The organism is Ruegeria sp. A4, from assembly GCF_056543025.1.
The window spans coordinates 148,100-164,225 of sequence record NZ_JBQGAW010000007.1 but is presented as its reverse complement, the minus strand read 5'-3'; the positions used below and the strand labels follow the sequence as shown (position 1 = coordinate 164,225).

Sequence of the window (16,126 nt, the reverse complement as noted above, 5' to 3'; positions counted from 1 at the left end):
GTGTTGCATTTGGCTCTTTCTTTCAGCAGAGCTTCGGGCCCACCGCCCGGGCAACCAGATCAGGAAACAGGTGCGCCGTATTCGTTTGCGCCTTCTTGAGAAGGTCGTGTCAGCCACCAGATCATCAGGATGGACAGAACCAGTTGAAGAATTGAGAACACAACAATGCCGGTTGCGCCCAAAACTGCCGCGGGTCCACGCAATGTATCGGGGTTTTCCGTTCCTTGCTCCAATACCGAAAAGAACGCCACCCCGCCCAGCATAACAAAAAGCGTTGTAATGCTAAGCGCCATCGGCAGCAGCAAGTACCAGCCAGGTCGCCCTGTATCATGCAGCCTCCGCCAACCGGCGGCCAGCATGGGAATAAGAACGGCCAGTTGGAAAACAGAGGACAGAACCCGAGATCCCTGCCCCGTTTCGGGATTGGTCCCGAATATGATCGTATCCAGCACAGCTAATACGGCACTCACGAGAACCACGAACAAGAAGAACCACCAGTATTCTGATCGTAAAGCCCGACCAGAGAACTGGAAGTATTTCGAAAAACACGTTTTTACTGCTTCAAAGAATCCCATGTTTTTGTCCCTTCGTCCTTTCTTGGCGGCGTCAAAAACGCTTGGCTGCGTAGGGAACACTCGCTTTTCTGAAAATCCCCACATTCTTTTTGTTTGAAAGCAAAAGCCTTTCGCACGAAAGCCTAGAGAAATTTACGCGCGGAAAAAATATTGATTTATGAAAAATTAGATTCAAATATGAGAATTCGACGCAACTTTATTTTACCTCCGTTGTTGTCGCTGTCGCCCGATTTACCGGGCCCTTCCGACTGCCGGAGTGAGTGCTGGCAGTCGGAAGGCGTTTTCAATGATCGAGCGTTGGGAGAACGCGATGCCAAGACTCAAAGCACTAGCTCTTCTTCCAACGTTCGCTCCAGCTTTTTCCAGTGCGGTCACGCGTTGTTGGCAGTGCATGCGATCAACGCAATATTGTTCTGCCGGCCAAACCTTGAATGGCGAGTCTTTTGGGAACGGCAGTCACCAGTTCGAGGTATGCACTATTGGCCGCTTAGGCGCTGGAGCTTCAAAACGTCGCCTCTAATTCAATTGAGATCAAAGAACCTAAAGGGAGAAGAAAATGACCAACAAGATGGTGATGGTTGCAGGCACGACATGTTTCGCACTGCTTGCGGCCTGCGACGATACGGGTACATCAAGCGCGTCTGCCGAGCTCACGCCCGCTCAGCAAGCGTGTTTGCGAGACGTAGCCAACACAACGAACAATTCGCAAGTCGTTGTGCTGTCGTCTGCGTTTAGCGAGGCGGGAACCCAGGTCACCGTCGGCGTTGGCGAGGATCGTGCCCCATGGAATTGTATTGCTTACAGTGATGGCGCCACAGCCGGTATCGAGTTCCTGGGCGACGAAGGCGCATTGTGACCTGTTTGGTGCGTGGCTGAACACGGCCGCGCAGCACTGGCTCGCTCATCGGAATGCTCGACTTGGTTTGTAGAATAGCCACTATCATATTCGCGATCCTTTACCTGTTGGCGTTGGTTGCGTTCTTGACGGGTACATTTGGCTGGTTGGGGCAAGAAAAAGACTCTTTGTCCGGGGTGTTCCTTTTGCCGTTGGGGTTGCCCTGGATACTCGTAGCGGACTTGCTCTCGGAGTCGACCAAACCGTGGTTCGCGGCGCTCGCACCGGTTTTCAATCTTCTAGCGCTGGTCTTGATTTGCAAATGGGTACGCAGTTTGCGGCAGTAGTGAACGCCGAACGCATTCCCACCAAAAGGGAGGAAAACATGGGAAAAGTGATCTTGGGTATCGTGATCGGGCTCGTCCTCGGCGTGGTTGGGGCGATGACCTTGGGTGGAGGTGCCGCGATGGGTGTTGGCGTTGCGACAGGCTTGTCCGCCGGTGTCTGCTCTACATTGAAAGGCGCACAAGCCGAGAATCTGATCACCGCCGAGCAAGCGGATCAGATCCTCAATCGCGTGAATTCCGAGATGGCATCACTGCAGGGAGTTGAAACGACGGACGAGATCGTCGGCAGCGCACAGGCATGCGATGAGTTTCTGTCCAAGTTGCGGGAAGCGAAGTGAAGTTCCGCTTTGTACAGAAGAACACTGTAAGGATTAGCCAACAGGGGACAATCTGATGAAACTCCGTTTACTGAACCTCCTCACACCCATGTTTGCAATTTCGGGCACAGCTGCTCTTGCAATGTCGGAAGCCGATGACGCGTGTATCGATCATTTACGGCAAGTTGGTGGGCCAGACGGTCAATCCGGTACGATTGAGAGCTCAGAGTTTTCCGAAGCTGGCACGCTGGTCATGTTACGTGACGCAGGTGGGACACTCTGGCGATGCATCGCGTACAAGGATGGAAGCATTGGAGAGATGTCGGTTGTCGAGGCGATGGATGATGGTGGTGGAGCTATGGCCGGTGCCGACGGATCTACTGAAAGCCAACGCGTCAAATTTGATGCTGGTTCAACTGGCGCCGAACTCGTTGGACAACTCGCGCCCGGAGCGTCCCAGCAATATGTCCTTGGCGCCAAAAACGAACAGTTCCTTTACGTTCGCGTTGCTCCGCGAAACGGCACATTGGATTACGTTATTCGCAACCCCGATGGTTCTGAACTGTTGGGATTGATGTCGGCGGACAAGGAGTATCGAGGGCAGCTGTGGCAATCCGGTGATCATGTTGTCGAGGTCATCAACCGCGGCAACTCTTCCGTCGGCTACAACGTAATTTTAGGAATTGAATAGGTGATCGACGGAAAACCCTGGAACGGCAACTCAAATCAGCTAGGAAAAAACAGATGAAATCCAAAGTCTTTTTGGTGATCGGTACAGTGTGTATTTCTGTACTCGCAGCATGCGACGAGAGTGGCGGGTCAGTGGATGCGAGTGCACCAACTGTGGGCAGCTCTAACGATCTTTCGTCATTTGAAGGGGCCAGAGCGGGTCAGGCTGAAATGGGCATCCAAAGTCTTGGGTTTGAACTTATCCGAAGCGAAGGGCTGACCTCTTACTGGTTTAACAAAGATACCGGCGCATGTGCGCGGATCACGACATCTGAAGGAAGGTATTCAGATGTAACTATGCTGCCATCAGGCGACTGCTGACAATTTTCAACAATCCCAAATCAGAAAAAAGGAGCTCTAGTTTGCATTTCGATCTGGCACATGCGGCGGTCATCGTTGTCGCTTTGATTATCACAAACCTGGCATTGAAATCGGCCGGCGTGATCAACGAAGAAAACAAACACCAGTGGAATTGGAAAGTTGTTCTGGCCTACTTCGTGGTCGTCGTTATCATCAATCTGGTGTGGCCAATTTGAAGCTTCGCGGCGGGACGCTAACCGCCACCAAAGATGTTTACGGTGAATGTGTCTCTCCGAGAGATTGCCGGCAGGAAAAGTGTGAGCATCACGGGCTGAACACAGAAAGGAACACGCATGCGGTTTTTGACGTCACTTATATTCATTGGTGTTCTGGCAACCGCTGCGATTTCTGACGTCACCAGCCGAAACGGTGGCCCTAGCAACAGCCAAATGCTTTCAAAAAGTGGCGACGGAGGCGTCGATGGCGTCGCTTTCTTCCGCCCAGTCTTAAGCGGTGTGTTGTATCGATCCGGTTTCAAGGGCGGCGACAAGGATCGAACAGGTCTGAGTGACGTTCAACGCGAAACCTTGTGCGAAAAAGGGTTTTCAACCGGATTTTATGCCGACTTCGGCAAAAACACTCAGTACGGCCGCACCAGTTGTGGGAACGGATCCTTTGACTATCAGAGCGCCAGATCCTCCCGTCCCGGTGCCGTCATGGCATCCATACACGAAGTAATTGAAAACCCTGGAAAGGGCCCTGTCCTGGTACACTGCATGTGGGGCGTTCATTCCTCGGGTGCATTGTCGGCGATGGCGCTCGTTCAGTTTTGCGGTTGGACAGAAGAAAGGGCCAAGGAATATTGGAATGATGCCCGAAACGGTGCCCCATGTTCAGGCGGATGCGACAAGTGGATTGACGCAAAATTCTCCAACTTCAGTGTCGACCCCAATCTGAAGATTTCCGCCGAACAACGGGCTGCGATTTGCCCTAGATGATATCCGGAGGACTATTCAAATGAAGTTCCATCTTCTGGGGTCTCTTGCTTTCATTGCACCCACCATCTTGTGGGCGAACGACGATGTTCTCGGTGAAGCCACGACATTTGATAGTCCCAACGGCGTTACTGAACGCTGTATTCGGATCGAAAAAGTTCCAACGGGCGAGTATAAGAAAAGCGATCTTGAGGAAGAAACAACCTATTGCGAGATTGATTTCTATGCCTCCGAAATTGCTGTTTGCCCAAAAACCTGGAGCACCAGCCCAGGAATGGGCGTCTACGATATTTCGGAAGGACCCTACGCCGGGAACCGTTCCGAATTCGAGAGAAACGCTTGCAAAGAGGGGAAGGCGGCAAAAGATCTGGCAAAGGACAGGGTGGCTAAATTCAAATCCACCATGAACCAGAAGGGTACAAGCGGAACGTTTTCAACCTCTTCGCTGCTCTACTACCATTTCTCCAGGTATTTCGACGCGACGGTGAACGTTCCGGTGGCGGTCTGGCGTAGCATGGACGCTCAGGCGCATCTCACCGAGGTCGCAGAGCCCGGCCTTGCGATTTCTGGTGGCTCTCATGGCGGGCGCATGAACCATGAAGGCTGGCGGGTATTCTTGGCTGCGGATGCCGATCCGAACTCGTACCAGCCAACCGATGATCTGTTCACCGCGGATCGAACGCAGATATACGGTGTCCTGCTTGACAGCCCCGGTCATCGCTACGGCTCGGAAATCAACGGCACCCGTAAATCCGGTTGGGGCAAAGGCCAAAACCGCGATTTTCAGGAAACACCCGCCTTCTTGGCCTTGCGGTCTTCAAAACCCTTGCCCGAGGCCATTGCAGAGGGTGTCAGGGAAGGTCGAAAGGATCGGCAGATCAACAAGGATCTCGGCCCCGATGTCAGCGACCAACAGATGGCATTTTGGATGCAAGAACTTACCGAGATTGTTCTGCTCGACTTCATCTTTAGCCAGCAGGACCGCGTAGGAAACATAGACTTCACACCCTATTGGTATTGGGTCGAAGACGGAGACCTGAAGCACAAGAAGGCCAAGCACCATAAGCCAAACGATGGAGATGTTCCAGCCGATGCATTATTGATCCGTCGCAGCAATCTAAACGACAACGATGCTGGTGGGCGTGTCGAATATGCCAACTTTGCGAAATCCACTCAGATGCTGGAGAAAATGCGACACTTTTCTCCAAGCACTTACCAGCGCTTGTTTGCTTTGAATAACGACCTTCAAACGCAAGGCCCGATTTATGACTGGTTGTCGCAAAGCTTTGGCCTGTCAGATAGGCAGATTGCGCAAGCCGTTAGAAATACAGCGCTGGCAACGTCCATTCTCCAGAGCAATTGTTCAAAAGGTGTTTTGATGTTCGACTTGGACCCCGTCGCATTCTTTTTGAAAAACGACACCGAGGTTGAGGCTGTGGACTGTTATGAACCGTAGGTGTTCTGCTCTTATTGCGGTGTTCATTTGGACCGCTTTGCTCGCCTGCAAAGCGGCGGCATTGGATGTCATCGTCATATCAGATCTGAATGGAAGCTATGGCTCGGTAAAATACGATGCGCGCGTCGACAAGGCGATTAAGCGGATAATCGAGATTGATCCAGATCTAGTGATTTCGACCGGAGATATGGTTGCGGGTCAGCGCATTCCCAACTTGTCAGACAAACAGGTCAGAGAGATGTGGAAGGCTTTTCACGAGGCCGTTTCAGATCCTTTGGAGGCCGCCGGGATTCCATTTGCGGTCACGCCAGGAAACCATGATGCCTCTGCCTACCGTGGGTTCGAACATGAAAGAAAAATATACGCCGAGGAATGGGCGCCGAGAAAGCCAGACGTCGACTTCCTGGTTTCGGATGACTATCCGTTCTTCTACGCGTTTGAGATGCAAGGCGTCACGTTTGCGTCTTTGGATGCCACGACCCTTGGGCCGCTATCCGGCGGTCAGCAGGACCAACTTGAGGAACTGGCGGCGAATGGAAACCCGATTGTCACTTTCAGCCACCTGCCGCTGTGGCCCTTTGCGATCCAGCGAGAACGCGAAATCATCGGTGACCCGACACTTGAGAAAACCTACCTGCAAAGCGGGGTCGTTCTGCATCTGTCCGGCCACCATCATGCCTTTTACCCAGGCTGGAAAGACGGTGTGGCTTATGTTTCGCAAGCTTGTTTGGGCGGTGGTCCACGACGGCTGATTGGTGATAATGCCAGATCACCTCACAGCTTCACTCATGTTACATTCCAGCCGAACGCAGAGTTTGGGATAGCAGTATATCGAGGGCCCGATTTCGAAAGGTCGGTAAACTTCAAGTCGCTCCCGAAAGAGATCAGATCCCCGAATGCGGTGTTGAAACGATTGGACCTTGTGAAATAACTAGAGGCTGAGTTTCAACTCAACTTTTTCGGGGACCAGATCGTTTATCATCTCTTCGATCCGGGCTTCTGAAAGTCCACCCGAAGTAATGAAAAGCAATGAAACGCGAGACTTGCCAGGGACGTGGTGTTTTCTGACCAGCTTCCAGCCAGCGTCTGCGGCCATGGCTTCAATGGCGCCGCTGACGTTCAATGAGTGTTCTTCGTCTGAAGCTTTGAGCGAAATTTCCACGCCCTTGTTTCGCCCTCCAAGCCAAATGAAACACCAACATACAACCGCCACCAGTGTGGCCATCAGCGGCAAGCCCAAACCGACCGCAAGACCAAGAACAGTTACGACTATCATTTCGACGGTGTCTACCGGATCATCCAGATTGGAGCGAAACCTGAGCAAAGCTCCGATGCCAAATATGACAAAACCAATCATTGATCCGTGCTGAACCACCAGGAATCCAACAGCCATGCCAATAAGAGCATAAAGGAAGAACAGCCTCGGCATGACCAAGTCGCCGATGCTTCTACGGGCTTTGCGTCTCACCGGATGATAGACGATCAAGCCAGCCAGAATGATCGTGACCACCACATCGAGAGTAAAGAAATACAGTTCCTGTTTGCCGCGAAACTGAGTCCATTGGCGTTCGATCAGAATTTCCGATTCCGAAGCTCCGGCCAGCATCGTTGCAGGGTCGATTTGCGACACCGCAGCGCCTGGCAACAGCAGCATCAACAACGCGGTTTTAAACGGGAATGTCGTATTCAGCTTTTCTTCCTTCCTGCTCAGGCCAAGGGCTTAGGCTTCACCACAGGCACATCGTGCCCCATTCAATTCAATCGCAACAAGCGGGATCAGGTAAAGAGTTCAATGAGCATTCTTCCGACATCGCATCTGAGTTGTGATAAGAACGCGATAAAGGGATGTGATCCACGGGCGAGAAAACTGAATGGCAGAAAACAAACTGTTTCCGTCAAAACCTGAAATTTCACGGAGCTTCTTTATACTTAGACGGCTCGCTTTTGCGCCCGGATTTTTGGCGGCGGCGCTCCTGCCATGGGCTGGTCTTGCCTGCGCCGAAAGTGCTGATCTGGTTCTGGTCGATAGGTTCAAGGTCGCAGACAAATCAGAAGGATTTTCAGAGCCTTCAGGTCTGTCGCTCTCCAGCGCTGAAGGCTTCTTGTGGTCTGTCAGCGATGCCGAACCTAAACTGCATCTCCTTGGAATCGACGGGGCATTGGGAAACTCTTTCAAGTTGCCATCACTGAAGGGATCAGACCTCGAGGGTGTCGCTTCGCGAAAAGATGGATCTGTTTTGGTTCTTCAGGAAACTGACCGGTCAATTCTAGTCGTTCACCCAACCGACCCCATTCAACTGACAACGGTTCCACTTGCTACTCTCAAGGGTTATTCGGATGCAGCTGAAATGCTCGTCGGCAATCCATTGAACAAAGGGCCTGAGGGCATCACAGTCGATCCGGACACTGGGCGAGTATTCGTGGTCATCGAAGGGAAACCGCGGTTGTTGCTGGTATTGTCCCCAGAGCTGACGGAGATTGAGGAAATCACCCCCTTGGATCGCGAATCTGGTTTTATTTCCGATCGCGTAAATGACGACGAGCTGGATGTAAGCGGATTGGCTTGGTCTGCGTCCTCAGGTGTACTTTGGATTCTGAGCGACAAAGGGCGCCAGATCTTTTTGTACAATCCCGAGAAGAGAACGGCAGAGAAAATAGAACTAACTTATATGAAAGACGGCGACCGTAAGGTTGTAAAGCATCCAGAAGGGATCGCTCTGGATGAACCCAATGGACTTCTCTACATCCTGACAGATGTTGCCGAGAAATCGCGACTGTATGTTTTTGATATTCCCGAATTTTGATAGCTAGAAAACGAAGCTCACACCGCCACAATGGCTTCCGCAAGTTATTTCAGCTTGCTTTGTACGCATCTGCCTTTGTCCGCCTCAATCAGAACCTCCGTTAGAGTGTGGCTGGGATTAAGCGATCTTAATCCAGCGCAGGACACTGCGCGGGTAAATTTCATGCTCACGTCATACGTCGCAAAAAGTCTTCAGCCGTCGTGACATGCTTGTTTTTGACCTCTGGCGACATGCGCCCAGCCGTACGGCACATCATCGCCCAACGGGGATTGCCAGCAAGTCTATCGGTGTGTTTCAGGATAAAGCGCCAATAAAGCCCGTCCCAGATATCTGCCCAGGGCCCTTTGCCCCAATGGCTCATTTTTCGAATGTAGTTTGAGCCGGAAAAATACGGTTTGGTGGTGATCAACCCGCCATCGGCATGCTGGCTCATCGCGTAGGCATTGGGAACCATCACCCAATCATAGCTGTCGACGAACATTTCCATGAACCAGCGATAGACATGGTCTGGATCAATCTCACACAGAAACATAAATCCTCCCAGTACCATAAGGCGTTCAATGTGGTGGCAATACCCGGTTTCGAGCACCCTTTTGATCGTGTCGTCCAGCGGATCAATACCAGTGGTTCCGTTGTAGAAAGAACGAGGCATAGGGCGATGATGGCCCCAATGGTTTGTAGTGCGCATCTGCACACCAAGGTTCTCATAGGTAGCACGCATAAACTCGCGCCAGCCAATGATCTGGCGGATGAATCCTTCTACCGAGTTCAGGGGAATTCCCTTGCGATCAGCATGCGCCAGGGCAGCGTCCAAAACTTGCTTAGGCGTCAACAAGCCAATGTTCAAAGCGGGCGTAAGAACGGCATGCCACAGCCAGTTTTCCCCCTCGACAATGGCATCTTCATAGTCGCCAAAGTGTTCGAACCGCCGTTCCAAAAACTGCTCCAGCCAATCGGATGCAGCTTTGTGTGACGTCGGATAAAATAGCGTATCCAGGCTGCCCAATGCATCTGGAAACTCAGCGATAACGCTCGCTTTTGCGGCTTCATCAACTGCGTCATGGGCAGGCCAGTCGATCCAAGGCAGGCTGCTCAACAGCGCCTTGGGCACTTTTTTGCGGTTTTCCTCGTCAAAACTCCATTGTCCCCCGGCCGGTTGGCCGCTGTCCATCAACACGTTCAAACGGCGGCGTTGGCCCTTGTAGAACTCTGCCATGAACCAGCGTTTTCGACCGGCAGACCAATCCAGATTGTCGGCCCGCGTATTCAGAAAGCCGGGGGATGGCTGGATATCGAGCGTGATGTCGGTATTGCCAGCCGCTGCCCGAAAACGTCTTTCTGCAATGAAGTCTACTGGATCAGCCATGATCACTCGGCTGACACCACGATCACGCAGGTTCTGAAAAAGCCGCAGACATGCACCCGGCTGCCGCTCAAAGGGCCAGATCGCAGCATCAAAGCCCTTGGCGACCAAGCCATCGCGATAGCGCGCCATTGTGGCGCGGTGCAGCCAAAGCTTTTGCTTGTGCATCGTGGCGGGATAATACGCGTCGCCAAAGAACAGCGGGTCTTCGAAAAGCACAACAGTATCGGGCCGGGCGGCCAGGCCCGGGTGTTGGGCAAACAATTGGTTGGGAAGTAAAAGGGCGGCAGTGGACATGGGCTATGGTCTTTGTTGGGTGGCCAAGTTCAGTTGGCGTAGAAGCGACGGGATCTTCTTTCGAAGGCCGAAGAACCCGGCCTTCGCATGAGGCCATGTTAAAGCGTCGTACGGCCGCATTATCCTGTTCAAAGAAAGGCCTGCGTCTCTCAATACAGGTTCCGCACGATCCAGCCGTGACCGAGTGGGACCGACAGGCGCATAGGCTGTTGCAATGGTCGTAACACCTGCATTCCGTGCTGCCTCGATCAACGTACCACACCAGTCCTCGGTCGATTGCCCGAGTTTTCCGTGGGGTTCCAAAGCGCTGCTCATCGCGCCCTTGGCAAAATCCTGTACAACGTCTCCCAACGGGTTTGGAGACCGACCACGCGTCGCCAAAAGTCCAATCGCGGCAACGGGCGGTGTCGGCATCAATTGATGAGCTGACAGATCATCCTCTGTCAACAGCAACAGATAAGGGCTGTCTGAGTGCATGTGCGGACTTGAAAGGGGAACGAGCGGGTGATCTACCGGCTCGGTCAGCGGTTCTGCAAATTTAGCCAGGCCTTTAGGTTGAAACCGTCCTTCAGTGTATTTGGCAATATTGTCAGGGCGCGCGAGGTAAATTTTGCCTTTCGTGTGCAATCCGCCAACCCAGCGCCAGCTCAGCGTGTTCGATGCGGGATCGCCATCCAGCAAATGTCGCAAAAAGAAATCCGCGCCAAGCTGCCAAGGTAAGCGAAGTGTAAAAATCCAGATTGATGCAAACCACATGCGCGCATGGTTATGAAGGTAGCCTGTCGCCACCAGTTCCCGCGCCCAATGGTCGAAACAGTCGATGCCGGTATTGCCGTTCACTGCATCATTGAAACGGGTCTTTAAGCCCTCATCATCTCTTAATCGCTCACAAGCGCTCAGCAAATCCCGCTGATACAGTGACCAGACGCTGGGCCTTTGTTCCAGCCAACCCTTGAAGTACGTGCGCCAAAAAACTTCTTGCACGAATTTCTCCGCCGCGTCGAAATTATGCGACGCTAAAACCGTTGCCAGTACTTCTTTCTCCGTTATCAAACGGTGGCGCAGCCAAGGTGACAAACCCGAAACATTGCTGCGACGCTCAGTCCCAAAATCGTAGTTTCGCGCACTTGCGTAATGGCGCCCGGTGCGTCCCACGAACTGCTCCAGCCTTATAAGACCGTTGGTCCTTGTGGGTTTGAAATCAAACGTCTCTTTCGCTTCATCAAGTTCTGAAAACATCTCGATCATGCAGCCGATCTGCATTTTTTTGAGCAGTATTTCACCTCATCCCAAACGTTTTCCCATTTCTTGCGCCACGTGAACGGGCGCTGGCAGACCGGGCAGACCTTCTGGGGTAAGTCGGCTTTGTTGCGCATCTTCATCACTGATCCTCCAGAGGCAGGCTGAGTTGCTTTTGATTTTGAGACGCCCGCGCGACTTTGCGAGGATTCCGCCGATTCTTTCGGCTGGCGTGTTTTGTCACGATGGCGTGTGCTTCGGAACGAAACTCCGCACTTCGGCGCACGCCCCAAACCCGCTCGCGCGCGGCCTTGGCTGCCGCTAGATGGTCAAAAACACGCTCTGGATAAAGCGTTCCAATGATGTCTTTCGCGTTGTGAGCTTTCCAGGGTTCATGGATATGCTGATCCGCAATTTGGGACAATTCCGGCAACCATGTCCGAATGAACAACCCTTCTGGATCCTGATCATAGCCCTGCTTAACCGGATTATAGATGCGCACGGTATTGATGCCAGTGGTGCCTGATTGCATCTGCACCTGACTCCAGTGAATGCCCGGCTCATAGTCGGTAAACATGCGCGCCAAATGCTCACCCGGGGCCCGCCAATCCAGCCAAAGATGATAACTCGCAGTGGCCATCACCATTGCGCGCATCCGAAAGTTAAGCCAGCCCGTTGCCTGCAATGACCGCATGCATGCGTCCAGAAATGGATATCCCGTTTCTCCGTTGGACCATGCGGTCAAGAGCTGGGCATCTGGCGCTTTCGGTCGAAGACCATCGTAGAGCCGATGCAGATTTTCAAATTCAATCCGGGGTTCATCCTCAAGTTTCTGAATAAAATGGCAATGCCAATGCAAACGGCCCGAAAACGAGCGAAGCGATTTACGCCAATCCTTTGCCTGCGGCGGCAACCGGCGTCTCTGATTTTCAGTAGCTTGCGACACCTCGCGCATCGAAAGCGCACCCCAAGCCAGATAGGGCGACAGCCGCGAACACGCAACGGCCCCCTCCAAGGGGCTGGACATTTCGCGTTGGTATCTTTTGCCACGGTGGGTCAGAAAACTGCTCAGACGTTCCAAACCCACAGCTCGTCCACCGGCTTGACGACCAACACATGTATCATCCCGCAAGCCAAGGTCGCGCCCCGTGGGAATATAGCCTGGTTCTATGTCGATATGCTTAAGCGCAACTGGTGAAGCAACGGGCAAAGCCATAAACCGGTCCCAACGTTCCGCCCAGCCATCGCGAGACCTGAGCCTGCGAAGAACGCCATGGTTTTGTACTTCGTGCCACCGCACGCCGTGGTCCCTGCACCATGCAGCAACCTGACGGTCCCGCTGATACGTCCAATTGTTTCCTGTTTCTTCATGTGACCAAAGTACGTCTATCAGACCACGATCTTTTAACTCGGAAAGGACCGCCACAATTTGTCCCTTGCGCAAAATGAGTGGTTGTCCCAGTTTCCCAAGGTCATCACGCAACTCAGCGATTGTCTCAGCAACAAAGTTCCACTGCCGTGTTGACGCGTCAGGTTGCTGCCAAAGCTCAGGTTCAACCACATAGAGTGGCAGAACTGGCCCGACCTCAGACGCTTGCGCCAGTGCCGGATGATCATTTACCCGTAAATCCCGTTTGAACCAGACGACCTGCACGATACCTCCGTTTTCAAGGATTGTACGCATGGCCACTAGAAATGGATCTATGTTCCAGTCTTCCTCGCGTTCCGCTGTGACGTGGTTTTTGCAGAGAAACCATTGGCCTTCGGAACATGAATGTCGGAAGCGCTCGCGAACCCAACCAAGGCATGTGGCCAAGAGAAAAAGACCCCGACAAAGGTGACATTGGCAAGTGATCGCTCTGGGCCCTAAACCACCAAAAAAGGAGCGGGTTAGCCCATCTCTGTCTTATTTGAATTTCTGATTTCTGAGTAAAGGATAAAGAAACCAGCCCGTCGATTTGAACGCTATCAGGCACGGTTGGCAACGGACCTCAGAGCATCCGCCCCGAAAGCAGTGTAAACGCAAGAGGGAGGTATTCAAACGGGACCATCTTGTTTGCGCATCGAAAGCAGTAAGCTTGACTTATGCGGTATCAAGCCCCGTGGATCATGAGCTGCGCCAACCGCTGAGCTTGTGAGATTGCCGTAGTCATCTTCTGGTAGGGCAACTTTTCAGTGCCTTTCGGAAAACAACGAGGTACCTACAAACCCCTCACCCTATTCGATAAAATTGCCCGCACGCCTGCAATTCGGGCGACGCAATCGCTAAAATTTTGCTAACATCATCACAAGTTGCGGCCTCATAACGCATCTGTATGTCAAGGCTGAACCCTCGTTTCTTCGGTATCTGCGCTAAGTCTAGCAACGGGGCGGATGAAGCCCGCAAGACGAGGTCAAACAAAATGGACAAAACGGACAAAGCTGAGGTTGCGCTCACATCTGATGACGCCGCAACTGATCATTCGTTTGCTACGGTTTATTACGACGGATCTTGCCCGCTTTGCTCCGTTGAGATCGAGCACTATGCCTCCTGCGAGGGCGCTGAACGCTTGAGGTTTGTCGACGTTTCAAAACCAAATGTTCGAATTGATGAAGATCTAACGCGGCAAGAAGCTATGGATCGTTTCACTGTGCGTCGACCAGATGGACAACTAGTATCCGGTGCACGCGCGTTTACGGAACTCTGGGGCACTTTACCCAAATGGCATTGGCTGGCACGGGCGGCAAGCTTGCCGGGGATAACGCCTTTGCTAGAGCTTGCATACCGGTGCTTCCTGCCACTAAGACCGATGCTTTCGAGGATCGCGTCTTGGGTCGGAGCGAAGTCGGCTAACGGGACAGGTTCGTCGACATGATCAATCTGGACGATGGTCGTTTTCAAGGACTGGTTTGGCTCGTAAAACGGGGGCTCGAACCCGCACTTGGCAACACTCGCATTATACTCGCGCTTTGTTTTGGGTTGGTCACGCATATCGGTGCCGCGGGTTCTGCTATTGCTCGGTTTGCTGGGTTAGGGAGGATAGGGGTCGTTCAGATGACATACTTTGCAAGAAGCGTCTTTACAGGCAGCGAGGCACTCAATCGCGTGGCCAATAAGAACATCCCCCCAATCTTTCGCTGAAGGTAAAGAATATCCATTGGCATTGGGGGCGGGATATACCCGGCCCGGGCCAAGGCCATGCCTTCCTTGTTCAGGTGGTTGGAGAGCGTTCGGTCAGAAAAATCAAATTCATTCGCGGATAGGATTGCGTCGAAGACACTGCGGATCATTCCGAGGATCCGGTCGTCGAACGGGCCATCACCTTCAACAAGCTTCAATTGGATGGCAGCGTTACGAAGCTCTTCTTCATCTTCCCGCAGGCCAGCACGCAGCAGATGCATATACCCATCAATTGCCAATGGTTGCAGGGCTCGGGCCGCGCCAAAATCCAAGAGGCTGATCTTCCCATTTGACGGGTTGTATCGGTAATTGGCAAAATTTGGATCGCTTTGCATGATACCGAACTCGAAAACCTCGCGCAGCGTGAGATCGACCAAGGCTTCTGAGACTCGATTGCGTTCCTCTCTGGTCGCATCACTCACGGTCTCGATAGGGCGACCTTCCAGAAAGGACATCGTTAGAACTTCGGGAGTGCTCCAATCCGGAAAGAACTCCGGAATTTCGAACGCATCATCACCCTGCAAGAGGTCAGCAAAGTGGCGCATGTGCCGCCCCTCGCGTTGATAATCCGTTTCTTCATGTAATTGACTGCGGGCCTCTTGGATATACGGCCCCAGATCAAAGCTTTTGGGAAGTAGACCGGACATTCGAACCAGCGCGGCCACATTGGCAACATCGCTGTCGATACTGCGAGCGATACCGGGATATTGCACTTTGATCGCCATATCACGCCCGTCTTTCAAAGTTGCACGATGTACTTGCCCGATACTCGCCGCCGCAATGGGCCTTACATTGAACGTTTTGAAGGATTTGCGCCAATCTGTACCCCAGTTTCGGTTCAGGACGTCACGCAATTGCTTCGGTGGCATGAAATGCGCCTGATCCCGCAAACGTGCCATGATGTCAGCCAGCTCAGGTGGCAAGGCCTCGCCTGCATCCATCGAAATCAGCTGACCCACCTTCATCGCCGCCCCTCGCATGCGCGAAAGCTGATCCGCGATCCGTGTCACGTTACCTGGGGTCATCAACAAACCACGCATATCGGGTCGCGCACCGCGACCGATCTCTCGAAGGGCGCGCACTGCCACGTTTCCTGCAATGCCTGCCGTCATGCTGCTTAAACCGGCAACACGGACCAAACGGCTTGTAGGAACTGCCAAAGAGGTTGTTGAGGATTTAGGGTCAGTCATACATCCTCACCAAAATTCCGTGCCCGGAGAGCCTTTGATGCGACCTTTCAAATTCTCGGTGACCCAACCCCCATAAAAGTCCCCGGGTTGCGGGATCACACGATGCTTGCCAACGAAACAACCGTCCATAAGCCCGGCGTAGAAGGCGACATAGCCCTTTATCTGTTCAAACCTGGTGGTTGGTTCCTCGTAACTCCATGCGGCTTTTGTGGCCTTGGCCGCCCCGCTCTGAACGTCCCAGTAACTCGCAACGCCCTTCCATTCGCAGTATGACCTGACCGAGGTTTTTGTCAGAACGGCATCAATGTCATGCGGTGGGATGTAGTACGTTGGGGCGTGGTGGGTCTCGAGTACCTGAAACGCCTGATCGGTTTCTACGATTGTTCGACCGCCAAACTCTATCCGCACGTTATGGGGCACCTCCCGCAGCGCAGGTGGCCGCGGATAGTCTTGCACGTCTTCAATTGTCAAAGCTGTCATTGTGGAACCGGGTTGTGTATTAGGCTGTTCCTTCTTCGA

18 protein-coding genes are annotated in these 16,126 nt (G+C 52.8%); 10 read left to right on the top strand and 8 right to left on the bottom strand.

The features are described from left to right. Nucleotides 1-59: 59 nt before the first annotated feature. Nucleotides 60-659 carry a DUF805 domain-containing protein gene (locus ACR0E2_RS17245; RefSeq protein WP_480447315.1) on the bottom strand — a complete coding sequence of 200 codons (600 nt, stop codon included), beginning with the start codon at nt 657-659 and terminating at the stop codon, nt 60-62. 472 nt (nt 660-1,131) lie between these two features. On the opposite strand from ACR0E2_RS17245, the gene ACR0E2_RS17240 reads away from it, so the two are divergent. The 8 genes from ACR0E2_RS17240 (at nt 1,132) to ACR0E2_RS17205 (ending at nt 6,485) form a co-directional block, all read left to right on the top strand. Then, complete coding sequence (locus ACR0E2_RS17240) at nt 1,132-1,431, top strand: hypothetical protein (protein ID WP_152456658.1); 300 nt, start codon at nt 1,132-1,134, stop codon at nt 1,429-1,431. 364 nt (nt 1,432-1,795) lie between these two features. Next, entirely contained in the window at nt 1,796-2,095 is a 300-nt protein-coding gene (locus ACR0E2_RS17235) for a hypothetical protein (RefSeq protein WP_480447313.1), read from the top strand. A gap of 55 nt (nt 2,096-2,150) precedes the next feature. Beyond that, on the top strand, nt 2,151-2,765 hold the full coding sequence (locus ACR0E2_RS17230) for a hypothetical protein (protein WP_480447312.1): 615 nt from the start codon (nt 2,151-2,153) through the stop codon (nt 2,763-2,765). Nucleotides 2,766-2,818: 53 nt separating this feature from the next. Further along, a complete protein-coding gene (locus ACR0E2_RS17225) occupies nt 2,819-3,124 on the top strand; it encodes a hypothetical protein (protein WP_480447311.1) in 306 nt (101 codons plus the stop codon). Nucleotides 3,125-3,165: 41 nt separating this feature from the next. Further along, entirely contained in the window at nt 3,166-3,339 is a 174-nt protein-coding gene (locus ACR0E2_RS17220) for a hypothetical protein (protein ID WP_170755412.1), read from the top strand. 117 nt (nt 3,340-3,456) lie between these two features. Continuing rightward, complete coding sequence (locus ACR0E2_RS17215) at nt 3,457-4,101, top strand: protein-tyrosine phosphatase family protein (RefSeq protein WP_480447310.1); 645 nt, start codon at nt 3,457-3,459, stop codon at nt 4,099-4,101. A gap of 19 nt (nt 4,102-4,120) precedes the next feature. Then, entirely contained in the window at nt 4,121-5,554 is a 1,434-nt protein-coding gene (locus ACR0E2_RS17210; RefSeq protein WP_480447309.1) for a hypothetical protein, read from the top strand. Continuing rightward, complete coding sequence (locus ACR0E2_RS17205) at nt 5,544-6,485, top strand: metallophosphoesterase family protein (protein ID WP_480447308.1); 942 nt, start codon at nt 5,544-5,546, stop codon at nt 6,483-6,485. Before ACR0E2_RS17210 ends, ACR0E2_RS17205 begins: the two co-directional genes overlap by 11 nt. On the opposite strand, the gene ACR0E2_RS17200 is transcribed toward ACR0E2_RS17205, so the two are convergent. Further along, nucleotides 6,486-7,211 carry a DUF4956 domain-containing protein gene (locus ACR0E2_RS17200; protein WP_480447307.1) on the bottom strand — a complete coding sequence of 242 codons (726 nt, stop codon included), beginning with the start codon at nt 7,209-7,211 and terminating at the stop codon, nt 6,486-6,488. Between the two features lie 214 nt (nt 7,212-7,425). Here ACR0E2_RS17200 and ACR0E2_RS17195 point away from each other — a divergent pair, with 214 nt between their 5' ends. Further along, nucleotides 7,426-8,358, top strand: coding sequence for an SdiA-regulated domain-containing protein (locus ACR0E2_RS17195; RefSeq protein ID WP_480447306.1), 933 nt, complete (start codon nt 7,426-7,428; stop codon nt 8,356-8,358). 166 nt (nt 8,359-8,524) lie between these two features. Here the strand turns inward: ACR0E2_RS17195 and ACR0E2_RS17190 are convergent, their stop codons facing one another. From ACR0E2_RS17190 to ACR0E2_RS17175, 4 genes are read right to left on the bottom strand one after another with little or no spacing between them, the layout of a single operon-like run. Then, a complete protein-coding gene (locus ACR0E2_RS17190; RefSeq protein WP_480447305.1) occupies nt 8,525-10,018 on the bottom strand; it encodes a cryptochrome/photolyase family protein in 1,494 nt (497 codons plus the stop codon). Nucleotides 10,019-10,021: 3 nt separating this feature from the next. Beyond that, entirely contained in the window at nt 10,022-11,266 is a 1,245-nt protein-coding gene (locus ACR0E2_RS17185; RefSeq protein WP_480447304.1) for an FAD-binding domain-containing protein, read from the bottom strand. Continuing rightward, the gene (locus tag ACR0E2_RS17180) at nt 11,263-11,394 is read right to left on the bottom strand and encodes a DUF2256 domain-containing protein (RefSeq protein WP_480447333.1); all 132 of its coding nucleotides are present in this window, start codon (nt 11,392-11,394) and stop codon (nt 11,263-11,265) included. The genes ACR0E2_RS17185 and ACR0E2_RS17180 overlap by 4 nt, the downstream gene beginning before the upstream one ends. Before the next feature lie 5 nt (nt 11,395-11,399). Continuing rightward, nucleotides 11,400-12,941 (bottom strand): FAD-binding domain-containing protein, encoded by a 1,542-nt coding sequence (locus tag ACR0E2_RS17175; RefSeq protein WP_480447303.1) that lies wholly within the window; start codon nt 12,939-12,941, stop codon nt 11,400-11,402. Nucleotides 12,942-13,572: 631 nt separating this feature from the next. Here ACR0E2_RS17175 and ACR0E2_RS17170 point away from each other — a divergent pair. Continuing rightward, complete coding sequence (locus ACR0E2_RS17170) at nt 13,573-14,112, top strand: thiol-disulfide oxidoreductase DCC family protein (protein WP_480447302.1); 540 nt, start codon at nt 13,573-13,575, stop codon at nt 14,110-14,112. Nucleotides 14,113-14,287: 175 nt separating this feature from the next. Here ACR0E2_RS17170 and ACR0E2_RS17165 read toward each other — a convergent pair whose 3' ends face one another. Continuing rightward, nucleotides 14,288-15,358 carry an ABC1 kinase family protein gene (locus ACR0E2_RS17165; RefSeq protein ID WP_480447301.1) on the bottom strand — a complete coding sequence of 357 codons (1,071 nt, stop codon included), beginning with the start codon at nt 15,356-15,358 and terminating at the stop codon, nt 14,288-14,290. A 255-nt stretch (nt 15,359-15,613) separates the two neighbouring features. Further along, entirely contained in the window at nt 15,614-16,087 is a 474-nt protein-coding gene (locus tag ACR0E2_RS17160; protein WP_171641851.1) for a DUF427 domain-containing protein, read from the bottom strand. Between the last annotated feature and the right edge of the window lie 39 nt (nt 16,088-16,126).

Coding starts and splice junctions, on each gene's coding strand:
- ACR0E2_RS17245 (WP_480447315.1), bottom strand. CDS start 659: ATGTGGGGATTTTCAGAAAAGCGAGTGTTCCCTACGCAGCCAAGCGTT.
- ACR0E2_RS17240 (WP_152456658.1), top strand. CDS start 1,132: ATGACCAACAAGATGGTGATGGTTGCAGGCACGACATGTTTCGCACTG.
- ACR0E2_RS17235 (WP_480447313.1), top strand. CDS start 1,796: ATGGGAAAAGTGATCTTGGGTATCGTGATCGGGCTCGTCCTCGGCGTG.
- ACR0E2_RS17230 (WP_480447312.1), top strand. CDS start 2,151: ATGAAACTCCGTTTACTGAACCTCCTCACACCCATGTTTGCAATTTCG.
- ACR0E2_RS17225 (WP_480447311.1), top strand. CDS start 2,819: ATGAAATCCAAAGTCTTTTTGGTGATCGGTACAGTGTGTATTTCTGTA.
- ACR0E2_RS17215 (WP_480447310.1), top strand. CDS start 3,457: ATGCGGTTTTTGACGTCACTTATATTCATTGGTGTTCTGGCAACCGCT.
- ACR0E2_RS17210 (WP_480447309.1), top strand. CDS start 4,121: ATGAAGTTCCATCTTCTGGGGTCTCTTGCTTTCATTGCACCCACCATC.
- ACR0E2_RS17205 (WP_480447308.1), top strand. CDS start 5,544: ATGAACCGTAGGTGTTCTGCTCTTATTGCGGTGTTCATTTGGACCGCT.
- ACR0E2_RS17195 (WP_480447306.1), top strand. CDS start 7,426: ATGGCAGAAAACAAACTGTTTCCGTCAAAACCTGAAATTTCACGGAGC.
- ACR0E2_RS17190 (WP_480447305.1), bottom strand. CDS start 10,018: ATGTCCACTGCCGCCCTTTTACTTCCCAACCAATTGTTTGCCCAACAC.
- ACR0E2_RS17185 (WP_480447304.1), bottom strand. CDS start 11,266: ATGATCGAGATGTTTTCAGAACTTGATGAAGCGAAAGAGACGTTTGAT.
- ACR0E2_RS17180 (WP_480447333.1), bottom strand. CDS start 11,394: ATGCGCAACAAAGCCGACTTACCCCAGAAGGTCTGCCCGGTCTGCCAG.
- ACR0E2_RS17175 (WP_480447303.1), bottom strand. CDS start 12,941: ATGCGTACAATCCTTGAAAACGGAGGTATCGTGCAGGTCGTCTGGTTC.
- ACR0E2_RS17170 (WP_480447302.1), top strand. CDS start 13,573: ATGTCAAGGCTGAACCCTCGTTTCTTCGGTATCTGCGCTAAGTCTAGC.
- ACR0E2_RS17165 (WP_480447301.1), bottom strand. CDS start 15,358: ATGGATGCAGGCGAGGCCTTGCCACCTGAGCTGGCTGACATCATGGCA.
- ACR0E2_RS17160 (WP_171641851.1), bottom strand. CDS start 16,087: ATGACAGCTTTGACAATTGAAGACGTGCAAGACTATCCGCGGCCACCT.